Source organism: Streptomyces sp. CA-106110 (assembly GCF_050936285.1).
GTDB lineage: Bacteria > Actinomycetota > Actinomycetes > Streptomycetales > Streptomycetaceae > Streptomyces.
The window spans coordinates 7,947,285-7,964,008 of sequence record NZ_JBNJNB010000001.1 but is presented as its reverse complement, the minus strand read 5'-3'; the positions used below and the strand labels follow the sequence as shown (position 1 = coordinate 7,964,008).

Here is a 16,724-nt window from a genome sequence, read left to right as displayed (position 1 = left end):
TGGAGGCATGAACGTCCAGCTGCTGGTGGTACCGGACTGCGCCAACGAAGCTGCGGCACGCGACCTGCTGACTCGCGCTCTGTCCGATCTCGGGCTCGCGGACGTCAACGTCGGCACCCGGATGGTCGGCAGTCCGGAACTGGCTGCCGAGTTGAGGTTCGTGGGATCGCCGACGTTCTTGATCAACGGGCGGGATCCATTCGGCGAGCCCGATCGGGTTCCCGGACTGACCTGCCGGGTCTATCGCGGCCCGGACGGTGCCCTGTCCGGCCTCCCGGAGATCCGCGAGCTGCGGCAAGCACTGCGACAGGCAGCCGCGCAGGCTGAAGATGCCCGGACGCTCCCGTCCCGGCCCGCGTGACCCGGTTCGTGTTCAGGGCTGAAGACCATGGCCAAGCATGCGGTGCCGCATCCCGCTGACGGTCACCGCCAGTCGATCGCGCAGCGCGGGGTCGCCTTGTCCGTCTGCGGGCACGGTCCCCCTCAAGCCGGCCGTTGGGACAAGGTCAGCCTGCGTCGGTCTCGATCGACGCTCATGACGGTCACGGAAACCTTATCGCCGATCTGTACGAAGTCCTCCAGAGCGGCCACGGGCACCGAACCAAGGTCGCGCAGCGGGACAAGGCCCTCGACCCCGTCCGCGACCTGGACGAAGAAGCCGAAGGGGACCACCTTGGTCACTCGCCCACGCAGTGTCCGGCCCACCGCGACGCCGTCGGCGAACACCAAGAAGGGGTCCGGCTGAGTCGCCCGGAGGGACAGCCGGGCTCCCCCCGGATCGGCTCGTCATCCGGTCCGCTTCTCAGCCACCCCGCCGGGGAGCTTGGCCGCGAGTACGTTCACCGAGGTGATCGTGGGTGGCGCGCTGAACAGCTCGCCCCCACGGGCCTCGATCTGTTGACGCACCTTGCCTTGGTCACGCGCTTCGCGGTCCTCTTCTGTCTCGAAGGCGCCGAAGATCCAGAAGGAGCTGAGTACCACCCGGAAGGAGAACGAGGCCAGAGTCCCCGGCTCCGCGTCGACCAGGGCCTTGACGACGGCTGAGCGCGGACCACAGCCGCCCCGCCAGGAGTGCCACTCGGGCTCTTCCCTGCTCCCGTTCCGTACCGGAGCTTCGAGATCACCATAGATCCGGGCTGCCTGATCTTCATGCACACGAACGGCCTCACCGATGGAGACACAGCAGAGCCGATCGGGACGCCACGAGCGGCAGGGTTCAGAGTCGGCTGATCTCGATGTATTCGAAGGTCAGCAGCCCGTTCTCCGCGTAGGGAAGCCGTCCCAACTTGTCCTGCGTGTCCTGCAGGCTCTCGGCCTCCACCAGGAGGAATGCGCGAGGCTCCGACTGCAAGGGCATTGCGGCCCCGGAGACGATGTCAGGAGCAGCGCAGCAGAATCATGAAGCCGAAGTCCATGTGGAGCTGCTGGTGGCAGTGGAACAGGGACAGCCCTGGCTGGTCGGCGGTGAAGTCGAAGTCGAGGCTCTGGTAGCCGCCGAGCATGACGACGTCCTTGCGCAGGCCGTGGGTGGGGGTTCCGGCGATATGGGTGACCTCGAACGTGTGGCGGTGCAGGTGGAGGGGGTGGATGTCGTCGGTGGCGTTGCGGAACCGAAGCCGGTATCGCTTGCCGCGCTCGACATCCATCGCCGGCTCGTTGGTCTCCATGTTGAAAGGAACGCCGTTGAGGGTCCAGATGTTGAATCCCTTGTCCGCTGCGTTCTGTTTCTCCACCAGCAGGTCGATCGCCTGGTCGGGTTGCCGTGTGGTGCCGCCGGAATGGGCGAAAGTGCGGTAGTCCCAGGTGAATGCGGGTGGTGCGATCCACTGCGGGGATCCACCGCGGCCGGCGTACTCCACCACGGTGCCCATGCCGGCGTCCCGGTCATCGTCGGAGAGGTCTCCCAGCACCCAGACACCCGGATGGTTCATCTCCACCAGGGCCGAGACGCGTTCGGCCGTGCCGATCCACAGCACCGGCACGTCGGCCTGCCGGGGTACCGGATTGCCGTCGAGCGCCACCACTTTGAAGGTGTGGCCGGGCAGGGCAAGGCTGCGGATTTCCGTGGCACTGGCATTGAGGACGTGGAACAGCACGCGCTGCCCGGACTTGACCTTGATCGGCTCGCCGTGGCCGAGTTTGCGGCCGTTGACACTGAACGCCCGGTAGCCGACTTCGTAGCCGTGCGGCATCCCCCGGGCCAGTGAGTCGGCCATCGCTTTGTCGCCCTGGCTCTTCAGGTCCGGCAGGGGGGAGCCGGCCAGGAAGTTCTGGGCCATGTCTCCGCCGTGGCTGAGGGAGGGCTCGAACTCCTTCAGTGTCAGGAACACTTCCTGGTCGTAGGCCCCGGGGTTGGTTTTCGGCTCGATGTACACCGGGCCTGCCTGACCGGTGTACGTGCTGCGGGTCAGGTCACCCCAGGCTGCCACATGGGTGTGGTAGAAGCGGAAACCGGCCGGTCCAGGAGTGAAGGACAGTCGCCGCATCCCGTGCGCGGGGATGAACGGGGTGCCCTCCTCGGACGCGCCGTCCACTGCGGCGGGGACGAATTGACCGTGCCAGTGCAGCAGTTCGGGGATGCCGGTGTCGTTGTGGACGTCGACCACGACCGGGCGGCCTTCCGTGAACCGCAGGAGCGGGCCGGGGAACTGCCCGTTGTACGTCGTGGTGGAGACGATCGTGTCCGGCGCGAGTTCGACGCGGCCTTTTGCGATCCGCACCGTGTAGTCCGCTTTCCCTGCGGGAGCGGCCGCGCCGGACAGCCCCGAGGAGTCGCACGCGGTGAGTGCGGGGGCACCCGCCCCGGCCAGCAGGGACACGCCGCCCAGTTTGAGGGCATCGCGACGAGAGATCGGCACGACTCTGCTCCCTTCCCCGCTCCCTGGGGCAGTGCCGGCGGATACGGGTCGGTTACACATGCGCGGAAATCCGGGCATGTGCTGCCAATTTGGTACAGCAGAGAAATGTAGCCCGGCAGCGGCCAGGATGCACCGAGGACGCGACGGCACCGACTGGCACACCTGCTCGCAGCGACAGGGCACCGACGCCCTGAGTGCGCGTGGACCGATCGCAGCACACTCCACCGTCGTAGGTCCTCGTCGACCGTCGCCGACTGGGAAAAGGCCCGCTCGTCCACGCCTGCGGCAACCTCGCCCTCGCTCGCCCCGCCGGCGCGCAGCGGAGCAAGGCCGGCCTACGTCACCCGACTCGGGGTTGCCACCCGCGCGGGCGCCTCGTTGAGGAAAGGCCGCGGTGCGACCTTGCATGGTGAGCGGATCCAGTGCGGGTCACCAACTGCTCTTGGTCACGCCGGGGAGCTCGCCCGCATGGGCCAGCTCGCGTACGCGGATGCGGGACAGGCCGAAGGCACGAAGGTGGCCGCGGGGGCGCCCGTCCACTGCGTCGCGGTTTCGCAGGCGGGTGGCGCTGGCGTCGCGGGGCTGCCGGCGCAGTTCCCTCTGTGCAGCGGCGCGTTCGTCGTCGGACGTCCGGGGCGACGAGATGATCGCCTTGAGTTCAGCGCGGCGCGCGGCAAAGCGGGCCACGATCCGGCGCCGCTGATCGTTTTTCGCGATCTTGCTCTTCTTCGCCATCAGATCTTCCCTCCCCGGGCGCGGATGCGGGCCACCGCTGCTTCGATGCCGATCGCATCGACCGTCTTGAGCCCTTGGCGGAGAGAGTGAGCCGGACGTGGCGTCCTTCGCTCGGCAGCCAGTAGCGCTTGCGCTGGATGTTCGGGTCGAAGCGGCGCCTGCCGCGCCGGTGCGAGTGGGAGATGTGGTGGCCGAAGCCGGGCTGCCGACCGGCGAGTTGGCAATGGGCGGACATGTTTCCTCCTCGTGGGGTGGCAGCACAGTAGCGCTAAATGAAAATGAAAACCAATCTCCTGTAGGGTGCTGCCCATGGCCCGTAACGAACTGCGCCCGATCATCAAGCTGAGGTCCACCGCCGGCACCGGCTACACCTACGTGACCCGCAAGAACCGCCGTAACAACCCGGACCGGTTGACGCTGCGCAAGTACGACCCGCTCGTCGGCCGCCACGTCGACTTCCGTGAGGAGCGCTGACAGCCGTGAACCCCGGAATCCACCCCGCCTACCGCCCCGTCGTCTTCCGCGACAAGGTCGCCGACTTCGCCTTCCTCACCCGGTCGACGGCCACGAGCGACAAGACCGTCGAGTGGGAGGACGGCAACACCTACTCGGTCATCGACGTCGAGATCTCCTCGGCGAGTCACCCCTTCTACACCGGCACCCAGCGGGTCCTGGACACCGCGGGACGGGTCGAGCGCTTCGAGCGGCGCTACGGACACGAACGGAGCAAGCCGTGAGCGAGGACCAGGCGCGGCTGCCGGTCGCGATCGTCGCCGGACTGCACGCCGACGCCCGCCGGGCCGCCGTGGAAGAGATCCTGCGCACGGTCCCCGGTTCGGTCGCGCTGTACCACGACCTGACGGCCGCCGTCGACAGCGCGGTGCACCGCACGGTACGTGACGCCGGCGGCCTGCTGGCCCGCGGCGACGCCCCCTTGGTCAACGACTGCGCGTGCTGCGCGCTGCGCGAGGACCTCGTCCCCGAACTGCTGCGGATTGCGCGGGAGGGCAGGCACCGGCTGGCCGTCGTGGAACTGTGGGACTCCGTCGAACCCGAGGGCATGGCCCCCGTCATCGCCGCCGCAGGAGCCCCGCTGATGCTGACCGGGGTCGCCACCGCGGTCGACCCGGGACTCGTCCTGCCGTTGCCCTGCTGCCGCAGGCGTGCGACGAGCACGGCGTGAGCACCCTTGTCTGGCGGCGTGAACGGCCCTTCCACCCACAGCGCCTCTATGCCGCGCTGGAGGAGCTGACCTGCGCCGCCGCCCGCAGCCGCGGACGGTTCTGGCTGGCCGACCGGCCCGACACCCTGCTGTCGTGGGACGCCGCGGGCGGGGCACTGTGTGTGGAATCGGCCGGGCCCTGGCTGGCTGCGCTGCCTGATGCCGCCTGGGAGATGGTTCCTGCCGAACGTCGCGTCGCGGCCTCCCTGAACTGGCACCCCGAGCATGGTGACCGCTGCCAGTACCTCACCTTCACCTCACCCGGCCTGGACCGCGAGGGTCTGCCGGCCCTGCTCGACTCGTGCCTGCTCACCGACGACGAGTACGCGGTGGGCAGGGAGGGCTGGCAGGAACTGCCGCACGCCTTCGACGACTTGCTCGACCCAGTGGCCTGAACCGTGCCCCGTTCCGGTGACGCTCCGGCCCGACGACATGACGGCATCCACTCGTCCGGCCTGGTGAGCCGCGGAACCCGCATGGCCGACCCCACCCCATGGAGAGAGGACCGACCCGACCATGCCCCCCCGACGCACGAGCACCCTGCGGCAGCCGGCCAAGCGCCGGCGCGCCAACCCGCTGGACGCCGCGGGCATCACGTACATCGACTACAAGGACACCGACCTGCTGCGGAAGTTCATCTCCGACCGCGGAAAGATCCGCAGCCGCCGGGTGACCCACGTGACGCGTCAGCAGCAGCGGCAGATTGCGCAGGCCATCAAGAACACACGTGAGATGGCGCTGCTGCCTTACAACTCCCGGTAGACGTGGGCGTCATAGACACCCTAGACCACAGGCCGGCCGTCCGCGTACGGCCGGCCTGTGCCGACCCGCGTCGACGCTTCCCGTACGGGTCCGGCGGCTCCGGCGACACTCATATTGGAAATGGATGTCATGAGCATATGCTGACGTTGCGACGGGGCACGGTCAAATCTCCTTACTTCCAACGCGCCGATCAATCAGGCGAGTTGTGTCATCAATGGGGCAAACGGGGGACCCTTTTACCCCATACGGAGGAGGTGCGGAGATGAGCGAGGCCGCGGGCGGTCCCCCGAAGCCGCCCTGTCGCCTTCGCCGTCCGCGGCTCAGGTCATGCCGCCGCCACCGGGCGGGTGAGGGATAGACCGCGCCACACGGGCTTCATCCCGGTCGGGCCGATGTGTATGGCCGCTGCGGGGTGAGCCTTTGACGGTTCGCCACCCAAGCCGGGGGCCTCGTCTCACGACGCCTGGACGAGGTCGCCCGGGTTGCTCGTCGTGGCGCCCGCCGCGGCCGCGGCACGCCGGCGGGCAAGCCTGCCGAAGAACCAGTAGCCCGCGACCAACAGAGCGACGAGGACAAGAGTTTCGGCCGTTCCCCAGACCCACGTGGACGCGCTGACCTCCTTGGGCGGGAGCTTGGGCAGGTCGTCCGGAAGGACCGGGGAGCGCCTGGCCACGTCGGCCTGGAAGGCCTGGTTGCGCGCCGAACCGTGCAGGAATGGCGCGACGAACAACAACACCATCCCGAGGAGGGTCTCGACCGTCACCACGACGGGGAACTCCCGGACGAGGACCGTGCGCAGCGGGCGTACGTCGCCTGTGGCACGCAGAGCGTCGATCCTCGGGTGCAGCCAGAACTGGTTGAAGGCACCGAGGAGCAGCAGGACGCCGAAGATGAGGATCTTCACGCCGAGCACGCACCCGTACATGGTCGTGAGCAGCTGGGACGGACCGTCGACGTGCTCCCAGTACAGGAACAGACCCGAAAGGGCGATGGCGGCGACGCAGCTCATCGCGGCGGCGGAGAAGCGGCGTATCGACGGCGACCAGAACGCTTCCCGTTCGGCGGGGCCGACCGCGCCCGGCAGCGCGAGCAGCGCCAGGCCCGCCAGTCCACCCAGCCAGACCGCACCGCCGAGCAGGTGCAGCATCCACATCAGCGTCTCGAAGATGGTGCGGTCCCAGTCCTCCGGTACCTCGTCCGGGAACTTGGTGGTCCCCAAGGCCACCGCGCCGGCCCCCAGTCCGACGGCCAGCAACCACCTCCGGGCCGGACCCGCCGCCACCCGGCGCGCGCAGAGCGGAGCGAGCACCACGGCACCGGCGAGGACGAGGGTGACCTCCAGCCCGGACAGACGGCCGGCGTTGCTGCCGTCGTACAGCGCGCTCCACGCCGCACCGTAGTCGTAGCCGCTGCCGTCCTCCGACGCGCCGTGGGCGAGCCCGGTGAGGACGGCGGGTACGGCCAGAAGCCCGAGCACCACCGCCGCGCGGGACAGACGGACCGTCACCGCAGCGAGCGTGCCCGGTCCGATCCGGCGGGCGGTCCCGCGGCCACGAGCGCAAGGGCCGTCAGCCCGACGAGGCCCATCAACGTCACCCAGGCCGCCCACGCAACGGCGCTGTCCTCGAACGGGCCGAGGGGAGTCGAGGGCGGCGCCACGGCGAGTGGCAGGGCAGGCGGAAACGGGCTGAGCGGGGGCATGGCCGACCGTCCTTGGAGGGAGGAACATCCAGAGCGAGGTTCGGTTAGGCATTCCTAACTTGAATGATCAATGGTTGTTTCTTTCAAGGATTCTTCAAATCGGCGGCCCAGGCGGACTGGGCGGGAGAGGGGTGGGTGGTGCCGTGCGCGTCCCGGGGTGGGTGCCGTGCGCCCTTTCAACGGCCCCAGGACGGCCGGGGAGTGCGCTCGGCTGCGCACAAAACCAACCGGCCTGGTTCGAAGCATTTCGACTTGTCGATAGCCTGCGTCACCATGACGCGCGCCTGGATCCTGCCGACCTTGCTCGTCCTCTGCGGCTCGGTCGTTGCGACCGGGCTGATCCACAGTGAGAACCTCGGCGCGGCCGCCGTACTCCTGCTGATGTTCGTGCTGCTCGCAGGCGTGAACTCACCCCTGATCTTCCCGAGGTCGATCGGTGCGCTGGAGGCGCAGAGCCGCAGCGCGGTCGACGGACGGCCGGTCGTCTTCTGGCGGCCGGGCTGCACGTACTGTCTGCGGCTGCGCATCCGGTTGGGTCGTAGCGCCCGCCAGTTGCATTGGGTCGACATCTGGCGCGACCCGGCTGGAGCGGCAGCGGTGAGAGCGGTCAACGAGGGCAATGAAACCGTGCCGACTGTCATCGTGGCGGGTCAGCCGTACGTCAACCCCGATCCTTCATGGGTGCGTGAACAGCTTTCCCGCTCGGTGTGACCAGGAGCGGTGTCGCCAGGGGCCGCACTTCGGAGCGTGTGCCCACTCGCAGCAGGAGCCGGTGCCGCGTTCTTGACCGTCAGCGGCAGCGGCTACTACCCCGTCGGGCCCGTGTCCGTCCCCCGATCCCCTTCGACGGAGAGACGGCTTCCCAAGCCGCCGCTCCGGTTTGCGTGCCGCTCCGAAGGAGTCGATTCTGATGGTGAGGCATGCCAACAGATCGTGTGGACCGAGCGCAAGGGCTGCGGGAGCTTGTGGCGACCGCGACCTGATCAGGGAGCGGGTTCCAGATGAGGCTTGTCGTCGATCTCAACCGGTGCCAGGGATTCGCGCAGTGCGTCTTCCTCGCCCCGGACGTCTTCTCCCTGCACGGGGACGAAGCGCTGCTGTTCTCCCCTCGCTTCGACGAGGCACAGCGCGACCGGGTGGAGAAGGCAGCTGCCGCCTGCCCGGTTCAGGCCATTCTCGTCGACTACTCGGACGAGCCGACGAAGGGTGTGGAGCCCCATGTCGGCTGACACGGACGTCGAGGTCCTGCGGCGCCAGGGCCGCATTGTCGTCGTCGGAGCCTCGCTGGCCGGCCTGCGCGCGGCGGAGACCTTGCGCGACCAGGGCTTCACCGGATCGCTGACCATGATCGGCGACGAGCCGTACGAACCCTACGACCGGCCGCCGCTGTCCAAGCAGGCGCTGCTCGGACGGGCACGGCCCGAGGACACCGTGCTGCCGCGGCGGCGTGACATCGACGCCGAATGGCGTCTGGGCGTCGCCGCCGAGGGCCTGGACCGGGACGCCAAACAGGTACGCCTGGCGAACGGCGACACCGTCCCCTACGACCGCCTGCTGATCACCACCGGGACCAGAGCGCGACCCTGGATCCACCCCGAAGAGGCCACGCTGGACGGGGTGTTCGTGCTGCGTACCCGCGACGACTCCGCACGCCTGCACCGGAAGCTGACCGGGGGCGTGTCCCGGGTGCTGGTGATCGGCGCCGGTTTCACGGGCTCCGAGGTCGCCTCCGTCTGCCGGGAGCTGGGCCTTGAGGTCACGGTCGCCGAACGCGGCCCGGCACCGCTGGTGGGCGCACTCGGCGGAGTGGTCGGCTCGGTCGCGGACGGGCTGCAGCGCAAGCACGGAGTCGACCTCCGCTGCGGCATCAGCGTCACTGCCCTGGAGGGCGACTACGTGGGACGACTCAGGCGCGCCCATCTGTCCGACGGTTCGGCGATCGACGTGGAGGTGGCGGTCGTCTCGCTCGGTGCCATGCGGAACACCGAATGGCTCGCCGGCTCGGGTGTGGCCGCGGGTCCCCGGGGGATCGCATGCGACGCCGGGTGCCGGGTGTTCGACGTCAACGGCATCGTCACCGACGACATCTACGCCGCCGGAGACGTCGCACGCAGCCCCCACCCGCTGTTCGATTACCAGTTCCTGGCATTGGAGCACTGGGGCAACGCGGTCGAACAGGCCGAGATCGCCGCCCACAACATGATCTGTGCAGGTCCGGACCGCCGTCCTCACCTGTGGCTGCCGATGTTCTGGTCCTCCCAGTTCGGTGTCAACATCAAGTCGGTGGGTGTTCCCCCGCTGGCCGACCAACTGGTCGTCGCCCAGGGGACGCTCGCCGAGGCGCGGTTCGTGGCGGTGTACGGGTACCGCGGCCGCGTCATCGCCGCGGCGTCCTTCGACGGAGGCAAGTGGCTGGGGTTCTACGAGCAGCAGATCGCGGCCGGAGCGCCCTTCCCCCCGGAGTACCGCTCGGTCGACCGCCGAACCGAGACGCTGCAGCCGGTCGACCCGGCCTTCCCCGACCCCCACCTGCCCACCCACGGCCCCACCGTCACGCTGACGGGTCACTCACCGAGCGAGCGGCGTGTCGAGTTCACTCCGTCATATGCCTGATCACCGGCCCTGTGCCGCCCAGAGCCCCGAGGAGACGCCATGACGTCCGGCACCATCTCCGCGCAGATCACCGACTACGCCAATCGAGCCGATCCGTACCCGCTGTACGCGGAACTGCGCAAGACACCGGTCAGGCGGGAGGACGACGGCACCTACCTGGTCAGCACCTACTACGAGGTGCGGAGCCTGGCCAACGACCCGCGGCTGAGCAACGACACGCGCAACCGTCCACCCGGCTACGCCCGCACAGCAGAAGCGGAGGACACAGGCCTGCCACCGAGCTTCATCTTCACCGACCCGCCGGTACACGACCGGCTGCGCGACACCATCAACCGGCCGTTCGGTCCCCCGCACAGCCCCAGGTTCCTCGACGACCTGCGCGGAGACCTGTCCAAGGTCGTCACCGAGCTGCTCGACTCCTTCGAAGGCAAGGACCAGGTCGACATCGTCGAGGACTTCGCCTACCCCCTGCCCGTCACCGCCATCTGCAAGGTCCTCGGCGTGCCGCGCGAGGACGAACCGCGCTTCCACGGCTGGGCCGATGCCCTGGCATCGTCACTCGATCCACAAGCCGGCGAGGAAGGCCAGGCAAAGGGACAGCAGGCGCGCCAGGACCTGGGCGCCTACCTGTCCGACCTGATCGAGACCAAGCGCCGCCACCCCGGCCCCGGGATTCTCAGCGCACTCGCCCCCGACATGACACCGGAAGACCTGGAGGCCACCGCGGTGCTGCTCCTGGTCGCCGGCCACGAGACCACCGTCAACGCGATCACCAACACGACCCTGACCCTGCTGCGCCACCCCGACATCCTTGAGCGGTTCCAGAAGGAGCCGGAGCTGGCCGTCCCGCTCATCGAGGAAGTGCTGCGGTACGAGCCCCCGGTCCAATTCGTCCCGTGGACCACCGCCCTGGCCGACATCGACGTCGCCGGCACCACGATCCCCAAGGGCTCGCCGGTCTGGCTCATGCTGGCCGCGGCCAACCGCGACCCCAAGCGCTTCAAGGACCCCGACCGGTTCGACCCCGACCGCAAGGACAACGAGCACCTGGGCTTCTACACCGGCATCCACTACTGCTTCGGCGCCCCCCTCGCCCGGATAGAACTCCATCTGGCTGTGCCCGAACTGTTCCGCCGGGTCAAGTTCTCCCGACTGCTCGAAGACCCGCCGCCGTACCGGGCCAACGCGGTGCTGCGCGGCCCCCGTCACCTTCCCGTGGCGATCGAGGGCGTCACGGCCTGAGCGCCGCGGAATCTCTCACCCCGACCCTCGAAGATCGAGACGACCACGACCGGGGTGGGAGTCCCGGAACGCAGCCGTGGCCAGGCCTGATCGTGAAAGAGCCGTGGCGGTGCCGGCGTTCAGCGGCTGCTGAGACCCGCAATCCCCGTCAGTGGATGGGAGAGGGACGCGATGTCATGTTCCCCTGCCTCTTCGGCCGGGCCGCCGGGCAGCGGAACGGCGCGGATGTGACCGCCCAGATCGGACACATAGGCGACGCCGGCGGCCGGGTCGACAGCCAGCCCGATCGTCTCGGCGAAGCCGCTCGCCAGGATCTGCGGGGGCTCGCCCGATGCTCCCGCTGCCGGGATCGAGGCCCGGTTGAGCGTGTTTCCGCCCGGCGGCGCGCCACGGTCGGTCCAGTAGAGCCAGTCACCGTCGAGGTGCAGGTCGATCGGCTCGGGCAGGTCGGACCAGAGCAGTTCGATGTCCGTGCGCCGCTCCGGGCTCTCCCCGGTCGGCAGCTCCAGGCCGGCGCGGAAGATACGGCCTTTGCCGCCCTTGGCCGGGCCTTTCTGCGTCCAGTAGAGGTATCCGTGGACGGGATCCACCGCCACGCCCACGCACTCCTGGGAGATGTCGCCGGGCGGGTTGACCACCAGATCGGTCAGGCCGCTGCCGTCCGTCCGCACCCCACCGACCCGGCGGCCCTCCCGGTCGCACCAGTACAGGAACCCGGCGCCGTCAGACGTCAGTTGCTTACCAGTGGTGATCGTGCCGGGCGAGACCACGTCCCGCCGACCGGTGCCGTCCAGCTGCATCGCGTGCAGGCCGCCGTTACGCCGGGAGAAGTCCTGCGCTGCCTCCCCGGAGCCCTTGGCGGGATCGACGGTCGGCGTGCCCATCGTCGTCCAGTACACGGTCCCGGACTCAACCACGATCCCGTCCGGGAACGAGCCCGCATCCCCGACCAGCGTCTCCACCCGTCCGTCCGCGATGCCGACCCGCAGAATGCTCCCGGACACGGCCGCCAGCACCATCAGTTCGTCCCACACCTCGGCACCCCTCGCCTCTCTCCTCGGTGGCCTCCTTGCGCCTTCCATCGCAGTCCCATCCGCGCTGCCGCGCGACTCCCGTTGGGCCACCCGAGGAAGAGACCGGGCACAACGGAGAGGCGGAGAGCGGACCGGGCAGGCCTTCCCCGCAGGTGCTTCACGTCTACCGCCCTCGTACGGCCCGCTCCGGTCGCTGTCCGACAAGGCCGCTGCCGAGACTGGGGTGGCCGGTGTGCGCCCTCACAGCAACCGTCACGAAAGCAGGCATGATCATGGCCTTCGCCCTTCCCACCGACATGGAGAACCGTCCGGTCGCCGTGATCGGGGCAGGCACCCTCGGCCGCAGGATCGCGCTGATGTTCGCCGGCCGGGGTGGGCTGGTCCGGATCTTCGACAAGTCCGCGCAGGCAGGGGAGGCAGCGCGGAAGTACGTCGAGGAGAACGTGGCTCAGGTCGCCGCGAAGGCCGAGGGCGGCAAGCCGGGCCGGGTGGTCATCACCGGCGACATGGCCGAAGCCCTCGCCGAAGCCTGGCTCGCGGTCGAGGCCGTGCCCGAGCACCTGGACCTGAAGAAAGAGATCTTCGGGGAACTCGACCGCACCGCGCCACCCGACGCGATCCTGGCCAGCAACTCCTCCTCCTACGCGTCGAGCGAGTTCATCGACCGGGTCGAGCACCCCGAGCGGGTGCTCAACATGCACTTCTCCATGCCGCCCGCACAGAACGCCGTCGACCTCATGTCCGACGGCCGTACCGACCCGGGCATCATGGAACTGCTCAAGAGGGAGCTCCCCCGGTACGGGGTGTTCCCGTTCGAGGCGCACAAGAAGTCAACGGGCTTCATCTTCAACCGCATCAGGGCGGCCATCAAGCGCGAAGCCCTCGAAGAGGTGGCCGAGGGGGTGTCCACACCACAGGACATCGACGAGATGCGGAAGATCAACATGGGCGGGTCCGCCGGGCCCTTCCAGATGATGGACCAGGTCGGCTTGGACGTGGTCCTGGACATCGAGAACCACTACGCCGCCGAGAACCCGAACCTGCCCACAGGGCCTCGCCAGTTGCTGAAGAAGTACGTCGACGCCGGCCACTTGGGCGTCAAGACCGGACAGGGCTTCTACACCCACCGCCATCAGGGCTGACGCTTCGGCCGCCCATTCGAGACCGACGAGGGAAGCCAGGAACGATGAAGATCGCGATTCTGGACGACTATCAGAATGTTGCTCTGAGTCTGGCTGACTGGGATTCGCTGGACGCTCACACAGACGTCTTCAACAGGCCGTTCGCCAACGAGGAAGCGACCGTGGCGGCTTTGGCCGACTACGACGTAGTGGTGGCTATGCGTGAGCGCACACCATTTCCTTCATCGACGCTGGGCCAACTGCCTCAAGTGCGGTTGCTCGTCACCACCGCCCCTGTCAACGCGGCGATCGATCTCCACGCCGCCCGAGAGTTGGGCATCACCGTCTGCGGAACAGGTTACTTCTCACACCCGACCGTTGAACTTACGTGGGGACTGATACTTTCCGCAGCACGTTTGATTCCACAGCAGGTAGCGTCCGTACGTTCCGGCGGCTGGCAAGTGGGGCTGGGTACGAGTCTGAGCGGCGCCACCCTGGGAATCCTGGGCCTGGGACGACTGGGCACCCGGGCACGGCCCCGGCGTAGTTGATCTTTGATGGGTTTTGGGTCGTTTGTCCGTGGGGTGAGGTGGCAAGTTGCGAGGCGAGCGCGGCCTCTGATGACCTTTCAGGTTCCTACGCCAGAAGATCGTCTCAGGAGCCGCGCTCGTGTCCGCATCCTCTCTGATCAGCTCTGTCCTTGGCCAGCTCACCGACCTCGCGCTGTGGGAGGCCGAGCTCGCCGCCGACCCTGCGGCAGCGGAGTCTGCGCTGGTCAGCAGGCTGCGCCAGGTCCCTGACCGGCGCGCGGAGCGAGGGCGGCGGCATCCTCTGGTGGTGATCCTGGTGCTGGCTGCGTGCGCGACGCTGGTGGTCGGCGGCGACTCCGTGACCGCGATCTGGCAGTGGGCCACCCGCGCCCCGCAGATCAAACTGGCACGCATCGGCGCCCGGTACGACCCGCTGGCCGGCCAGTACCTCGTACCCAGCGAACGCACCTTCCGCCGCGTGCTCGCCGACCTGGACGCCGACGCCCTGGACGCGGCGACCTGTGCTTACGTCACCGAAGTCGCGGCCGGAACCGCAACGGCGCCCGAGATCCCGTGCACCCCGGGGCCCATCGAGCGCGAACAGCGCCGCGCCGCCCAGCGGGCCGTGGAACACCCGGCGCCGGCCGGGCTCCTGCCCGCCGCGGCTTTCGACGGCAAGGCCCTGACCGGCGCCCGCACCGAATCGGGGCGGGTCTTCCTGGTCGGGGCGGTCGCCCACGCCAGCGGCGCGGTCCTCGGCCAGACCCAGGTTCCGGACAAGCGCGGCGAGGGCGAGGCGGCCCGCACCCTGCTGGCCCAACTCGCCTTGCCTGGATGGGTGTTCACCCTGGATGCCCTGCACACCACAAAGAAGACCGCCCGCCTGATCACGGACCGGCTCGACGCCCACTACGTCCTGATCCTGAAGGGGAACCAGCCGCTGGCCCGCGCCGCCGCCCAGGCGCTGCTGGCCGGCACCGACGCCGAGTGGACCGAGACCACCGAGGCCGAGGACGACCGTGGGCACGGGCGCACCGAGCGCCGCACGATCCGCACCGCCCAAGCCGACGACGCCCTCTTCCCCGGCGCGGGACAGGTCTTCCGCCTGCGCCGTGACACCGGCGGCCTCGACGGCACCTGGACCGGGAAGGAGATCGTCTTCGGCGTCACCAGTATGCCCGCCCACCTCGCCGGCCCCGCTCACCTCAACCACTACGAGAGGGCCCACTGGTCCATCGAAAACAAGATCCACTGGGTGCGGGACGTCACTTTCCACGAGGACAACTCCCAGGTCCGGACCGGCACCGCCCCCCGAACCCTGGCCAGCTTCCGCAACCTGGGCAGCACGTTCCGCCTCGCCGGACGAGCCAACATCGCCCACGCCCGCCGCGATCTCCTCAACCACAACGACGCCTTCGCCGTCTACGGCATCTGATCAACTACTACGAAGTCGGACGTAACGGAACAACGCCGGGGCCGTGGGCACCCGGGTAGCAGAAATCGGTGCGGCCTTCGGCATGGACACGATCGCCTGGAGCCAGAACCTCAAACCGGAGGACGCGCGGGCGAAGGGCGTGGCCTACGTTTCACGCGACGAGCTGTTCTCGGCTCTCCGGGCATGGATGTGGGTCAGCCGGTCCGGGTTCGGGGTCGTTCGTGGGGTAGGACAAGGGTGATGGGTCCGCAGGTGAGCATGACGAGGGCGAGGGCGGCTGTGGCGGTGTGGAAGCCGTAGGCGCGGCGGATCAGTAGCCTGACGTGGTTGTTGAGGCCTTCGGCCCGACCATTGTTGATCTTCAGGCGGATGGAGGCCAGGATCCCGTCGCGGAACTTGCGGATGGTCTTGGCTGCCTTGATGAACGCGGGCAGTTGGGAGCGTTGGGCCTGCGAGATCCAGCGGTCGATCAACTCGCCTGCCTCGCCGGCGTCCAGGTCCCCGGCGAAGATCGCGCGGAAGGATTCCTTGAGCCGGTAGGCTCGCCAGACTCCGCCGCCCTTCCGTTTGAGCTTGCGCAGGGTCGTGGCCTGCTCGTCGGTGAGGTTCTCCGGGTTCTTCAGCAGGCTCCAGCGGGCGCCCTTGAACTTCTTTGCCGCAGCCTGATCGCCGAGTTGGCGCAGCTCGTTCCATGCCTCGCGGCGCACGGCGTCCAGGGCGTCACCGACGAGCTTGACCGCGTGGAACGGGTCGATGCAGATCACGGCCTGCGGGGCGTGGCCTTCTTCGCCAACGCTCTTGGCGAAGGCCGGCCCCATGTCCATGCTGACCGCGGCCAGTTCTGCAGCGCGCTCGGGGCCGAGTTCATCGAAGAACTCGTCCAGGGTCTCGCTGTCCTTGCCCTCGGATCCCCAGACGATCTTCTTGCCGGTGTGGTCGGTGACCAGGGTCAGGTAGTTGTGGTGCTTCTTCCAGCTGACCTCGTCCACCCCGATGGTGACCAGGTGGTCGAGTCTGTCCTCGTCGAGGCCGTCGGCGACGACGCGGGCGCAGATGCGGCCCACGGTGTGCCAGTCGATGCGCTGCAGGCGGGTGATGGTGGTCTTGTCGGTGCGGGTGGCCAGGTAGGCGATGACATCCTCGAAGTCGCGGGTGAAGCCGCAGTGGTGCCGGGCGAAGGGCACGGCTTCGATCTTGACGCCGTGCTCGGGGCAGCGCAGGCGGCGCAGGCCGGCCCGGACGACCAGGCCCCAGCGGCCCAGGTCCAGGTGCCTCCAGCAGGAGGACACCGGCCTGGTGTCGTAACGCGTGCGGGTGGTGAAACCGCAGCCGGTCTCCGGGCAGGCCAGACACCGGCGGGTCAGCGCCACGTCCACGATCACCCGGTCCTCGCCGAACGACACGTCGGTGACGCTCACGCCAGGAAGCTCCAGGAGGCGGTTGAATGCGGTGGTGACGCGCACGGTGCGTG

Annotated in this window: 22 protein-coding genes and 2 pseudogenes; 14 read left to right on the top strand and 10 right to left on the bottom strand. The window is 68.7% G+C overall.

What is annotated here, in order from left to right:
- Window positions 1-7 precede the first annotated feature (7 nt).
- Complete coding sequence (locus tag ACQEXA_RS36660) at window positions 8-361, top strand: hypothetical protein (protein ID WP_432927647.1); 354 nt, start codon at window positions 8-10, stop codon at window positions 359-361.
- Between the two features lie 122 nt (window positions 362-483).
- Here ACQEXA_RS36660 and ACQEXA_RS36655 read toward each other — a convergent pair whose 3' ends face one another.
- Together ACQEXA_RS36655 and ACQEXA_RS36650 are read right to left on the bottom strand one after the other, a co-directional pair.
- Window positions 484-705: a S1 RNA-binding domain-containing protein gene (locus tag ACQEXA_RS36655; protein ID WP_433134701.1), complete on the bottom strand. Its 222-nt coding sequence runs from the start codon at window positions 703-705 to the stop codon at window positions 484-486.
- A gap of 81 nt (window positions 706-786) precedes the next feature.
- A complete protein-coding gene (locus ACQEXA_RS36650; RefSeq protein WP_432939139.1) occupies window positions 787-1,131 on the bottom strand; it encodes a hypothetical protein in 345 nt (114 codons plus the stop codon).
- On the opposite strand from ACQEXA_RS36650, the gene ACQEXA_RS36645 reads away from it, so the two are divergent.
- Window positions 1,072-1,230 carry a hypothetical protein gene (locus ACQEXA_RS36645; protein WP_432927651.1) on the top strand — a complete coding sequence of 53 codons (159 nt, stop codon included), beginning with the start codon at window positions 1,072-1,074 and terminating at the stop codon, window positions 1,228-1,230. The genes ACQEXA_RS36650 and ACQEXA_RS36645 overlap by 60 nt on opposite strands.
- Here ACQEXA_RS36645 and ACQEXA_RS36640 read toward each other — a convergent pair.
- From ACQEXA_RS36640 to rpmB, 4 genes and pseudogenes are all read right to left on the bottom strand, one after another.
- Entirely contained in the window at window positions 1,217-1,357 is a 141-nt protein-coding gene (locus ACQEXA_RS36640; RefSeq protein WP_432927653.1) for a hypothetical protein, read from the bottom strand. The genes ACQEXA_RS36645 and ACQEXA_RS36640 overlap by 14 nt on opposite strands.
- A 19-nt stretch (window positions 1,358-1,376) precedes the next feature.
- Window positions 1,377-2,858 (bottom strand): multicopper oxidase family protein, encoded by a 1,482-nt coding sequence (locus ACQEXA_RS36635; RefSeq protein WP_432927655.1) that lies wholly within the window; start codon window positions 2,856-2,858, stop codon window positions 1,377-1,379.
- A gap of 429 nt (window positions 2,859-3,287) precedes the next feature.
- Window positions 3,288-3,593, bottom strand: coding sequence for a 30S ribosomal protein S14 (gene rpsN, locus ACQEXA_RS36630; protein WP_433132201.1), 306 nt, complete (start codon window positions 3,591-3,593; stop codon window positions 3,288-3,290).
- A pseudogene (rpmB, locus tag ACQEXA_RS36625) lies at window positions 3,593-3,828 on the bottom strand (50S ribosomal protein L28). The gene rpsN and the pseudogene rpmB overlap by 1 nt, the downstream one beginning before the upstream one ends.
- Before the next feature lie 74 nt (window positions 3,829-3,902).
- Between rpmB and rpmG the strand changes: the two are divergent.
- From rpmG to rpsR, 4 genes and pseudogenes are all read left to right on the top strand, one after another.
- The gene (gene rpmG / locus ACQEXA_RS36620; protein ID WP_059126096.1) at window positions 3,903-4,067 is read left to right on the top strand and encodes a 50S ribosomal protein L33; all 165 of its coding nucleotides are present in this window, start codon (window positions 3,903-3,905) and stop codon (window positions 4,065-4,067) included.
- Between the two features lie 5 nt (window positions 4,068-4,072).
- Window positions 4,073-4,330, top strand: coding sequence for a type B 50S ribosomal protein L31 (locus tag ACQEXA_RS36615; RefSeq protein ID WP_432927659.1), 258 nt, complete (start codon window positions 4,073-4,075; stop codon window positions 4,328-4,330).
- Window positions 4,327-5,210: pseudogene (locus ACQEXA_RS36610) on the top strand (GTP-binding protein). Before ACQEXA_RS36615 ends, ACQEXA_RS36610 begins: the two are co-directional and overlap by 4 nt.
- Window positions 5,211-5,331: 121 nt before the next feature.
- Window positions 5,332-5,577, top strand: coding sequence for a 30S ribosomal protein S18 (rpsR, locus tag ACQEXA_RS36605; protein WP_432927661.1), 246 nt, complete (start codon window positions 5,332-5,334; stop codon window positions 5,575-5,577).
- A gap of 454 nt (window positions 5,578-6,031) precedes the next feature.
- Here rpsR and ACQEXA_RS36600 read toward each other — a convergent pair whose 3' ends face one another.
- Window positions 6,032-7,084 carry a copper resistance D family protein gene (locus ACQEXA_RS36600; protein WP_433132199.1) on the bottom strand — a complete coding sequence of 351 codons (1,053 nt, stop codon included), beginning with the start codon at window positions 7,082-7,084 and terminating at the stop codon, window positions 6,032-6,034.
- A complete protein-coding gene (locus tag ACQEXA_RS36595) occupies window positions 7,081-7,278 on the bottom strand; it encodes a hypothetical protein (protein ID WP_432927665.1) in 198 nt (65 codons plus the stop codon). The genes ACQEXA_RS36600 and ACQEXA_RS36595 overlap by 4 nt, the downstream gene beginning before the upstream one ends.
- A 273-nt stretch (window positions 7,279-7,551) precedes the next feature.
- Here ACQEXA_RS36595 and ACQEXA_RS36590 point away from each other — a divergent pair, with 273 nt between their 5' ends.
- From ACQEXA_RS36590 to ACQEXA_RS36575, 4 genes are all read left to right on the top strand, one after another.
- Entirely contained in the window at window positions 7,552-7,989 is a 438-nt protein-coding gene (locus ACQEXA_RS36590) for a glutaredoxin domain-containing protein (RefSeq protein ID WP_432939141.1), read from the top strand.
- A gap of 290 nt (window positions 7,990-8,279) precedes the next feature.
- Complete coding sequence (locus tag ACQEXA_RS36585) at window positions 8,280-8,507, top strand: ferredoxin (RefSeq protein WP_086722359.1); 228 nt, start codon at window positions 8,280-8,282, stop codon at window positions 8,505-8,507.
- Entirely contained in the window at window positions 8,497-9,891 is a 1,395-nt protein-coding gene (locus ACQEXA_RS36580; protein ID WP_432927667.1) for an NAD(P)/FAD-dependent oxidoreductase, read from the top strand. Before ACQEXA_RS36585 ends, ACQEXA_RS36580 begins: the two co-directional genes overlap by 11 nt.
- A 39-nt stretch (window positions 9,892-9,930) precedes the next feature.
- On the top strand, window positions 9,931-11,133 hold the full coding sequence (locus ACQEXA_RS36575) for a cytochrome P450 (protein ID WP_432927669.1): 1,203 nt from the start codon (window positions 9,931-9,933) through the stop codon (window positions 11,131-11,133).
- Between the two features lie 119 nt (window positions 11,134-11,252).
- Here the strand turns inward: ACQEXA_RS36575 and ACQEXA_RS36570 are convergent, their stop codons facing one another.
- Window positions 11,253-12,167, bottom strand: a complete 915-nt coding sequence (locus ACQEXA_RS36570) for a hypothetical protein (RefSeq protein WP_433132197.1) — start codon at window positions 12,165-12,167, stop codon at window positions 11,253-11,255.
- Window positions 12,168-12,439: 272 nt separating this feature from the next.
- Between ACQEXA_RS36570 and ACQEXA_RS36565 the strand changes: the two genes are divergently transcribed.
- The 4 genes from ACQEXA_RS36565 (at window position 12,440) to ACQEXA_RS36550 (ending at window position 15,494) form a co-directional block, all read left to right on the top strand.
- Entirely contained in the window at window positions 12,440-13,309 is an 870-nt protein-coding gene (locus ACQEXA_RS36565; RefSeq protein ID WP_432939144.1) for a 3-hydroxyacyl-CoA dehydrogenase family protein, read from the top strand.
- Window positions 13,310-13,353: 44 nt separating this feature from the next.
- The gene (locus tag ACQEXA_RS36560) at window positions 13,354-13,839 is read left to right on the top strand and encodes an NAD(P)-dependent oxidoreductase (protein ID WP_432927673.1); all 486 of its coding nucleotides are present in this window, start codon (window positions 13,354-13,356) and stop codon (window positions 13,837-13,839) included.
- Between the two features lie 118 nt (window positions 13,840-13,957).
- Window positions 13,958-15,253 carry an ISAs1 family transposase gene (locus tag ACQEXA_RS36555; RefSeq protein WP_433132195.1) on the top strand — a complete coding sequence of 432 codons (1,296 nt, stop codon included), beginning with the start codon at window positions 13,958-13,960 and terminating at the stop codon, window positions 15,251-15,253.
- 43 nt (window positions 15,254-15,296) lie between these two features.
- The gene (locus tag ACQEXA_RS36550) at window positions 15,297-15,494 is read left to right on the top strand and encodes a hypothetical protein (RefSeq protein WP_433132193.1); all 198 of its coding nucleotides are present in this window, start codon (window positions 15,297-15,299) and stop codon (window positions 15,492-15,494) included.
- On the opposite strand, the gene ACQEXA_RS36545 is transcribed toward ACQEXA_RS36550, so the two are convergent.
- The gene (locus ACQEXA_RS36545) at window positions 15,448-16,716 is read right to left on the bottom strand and encodes an ISL3 family transposase (RefSeq protein WP_433128623.1); all 1,269 of its coding nucleotides are present in this window, start codon (window positions 16,714-16,716) and stop codon (window positions 15,448-15,450) included. The genes ACQEXA_RS36550 and ACQEXA_RS36545 overlap by 47 nt on opposite strands.
- Between the last annotated feature and the right edge of the window lie 8 nt (window positions 16,717-16,724).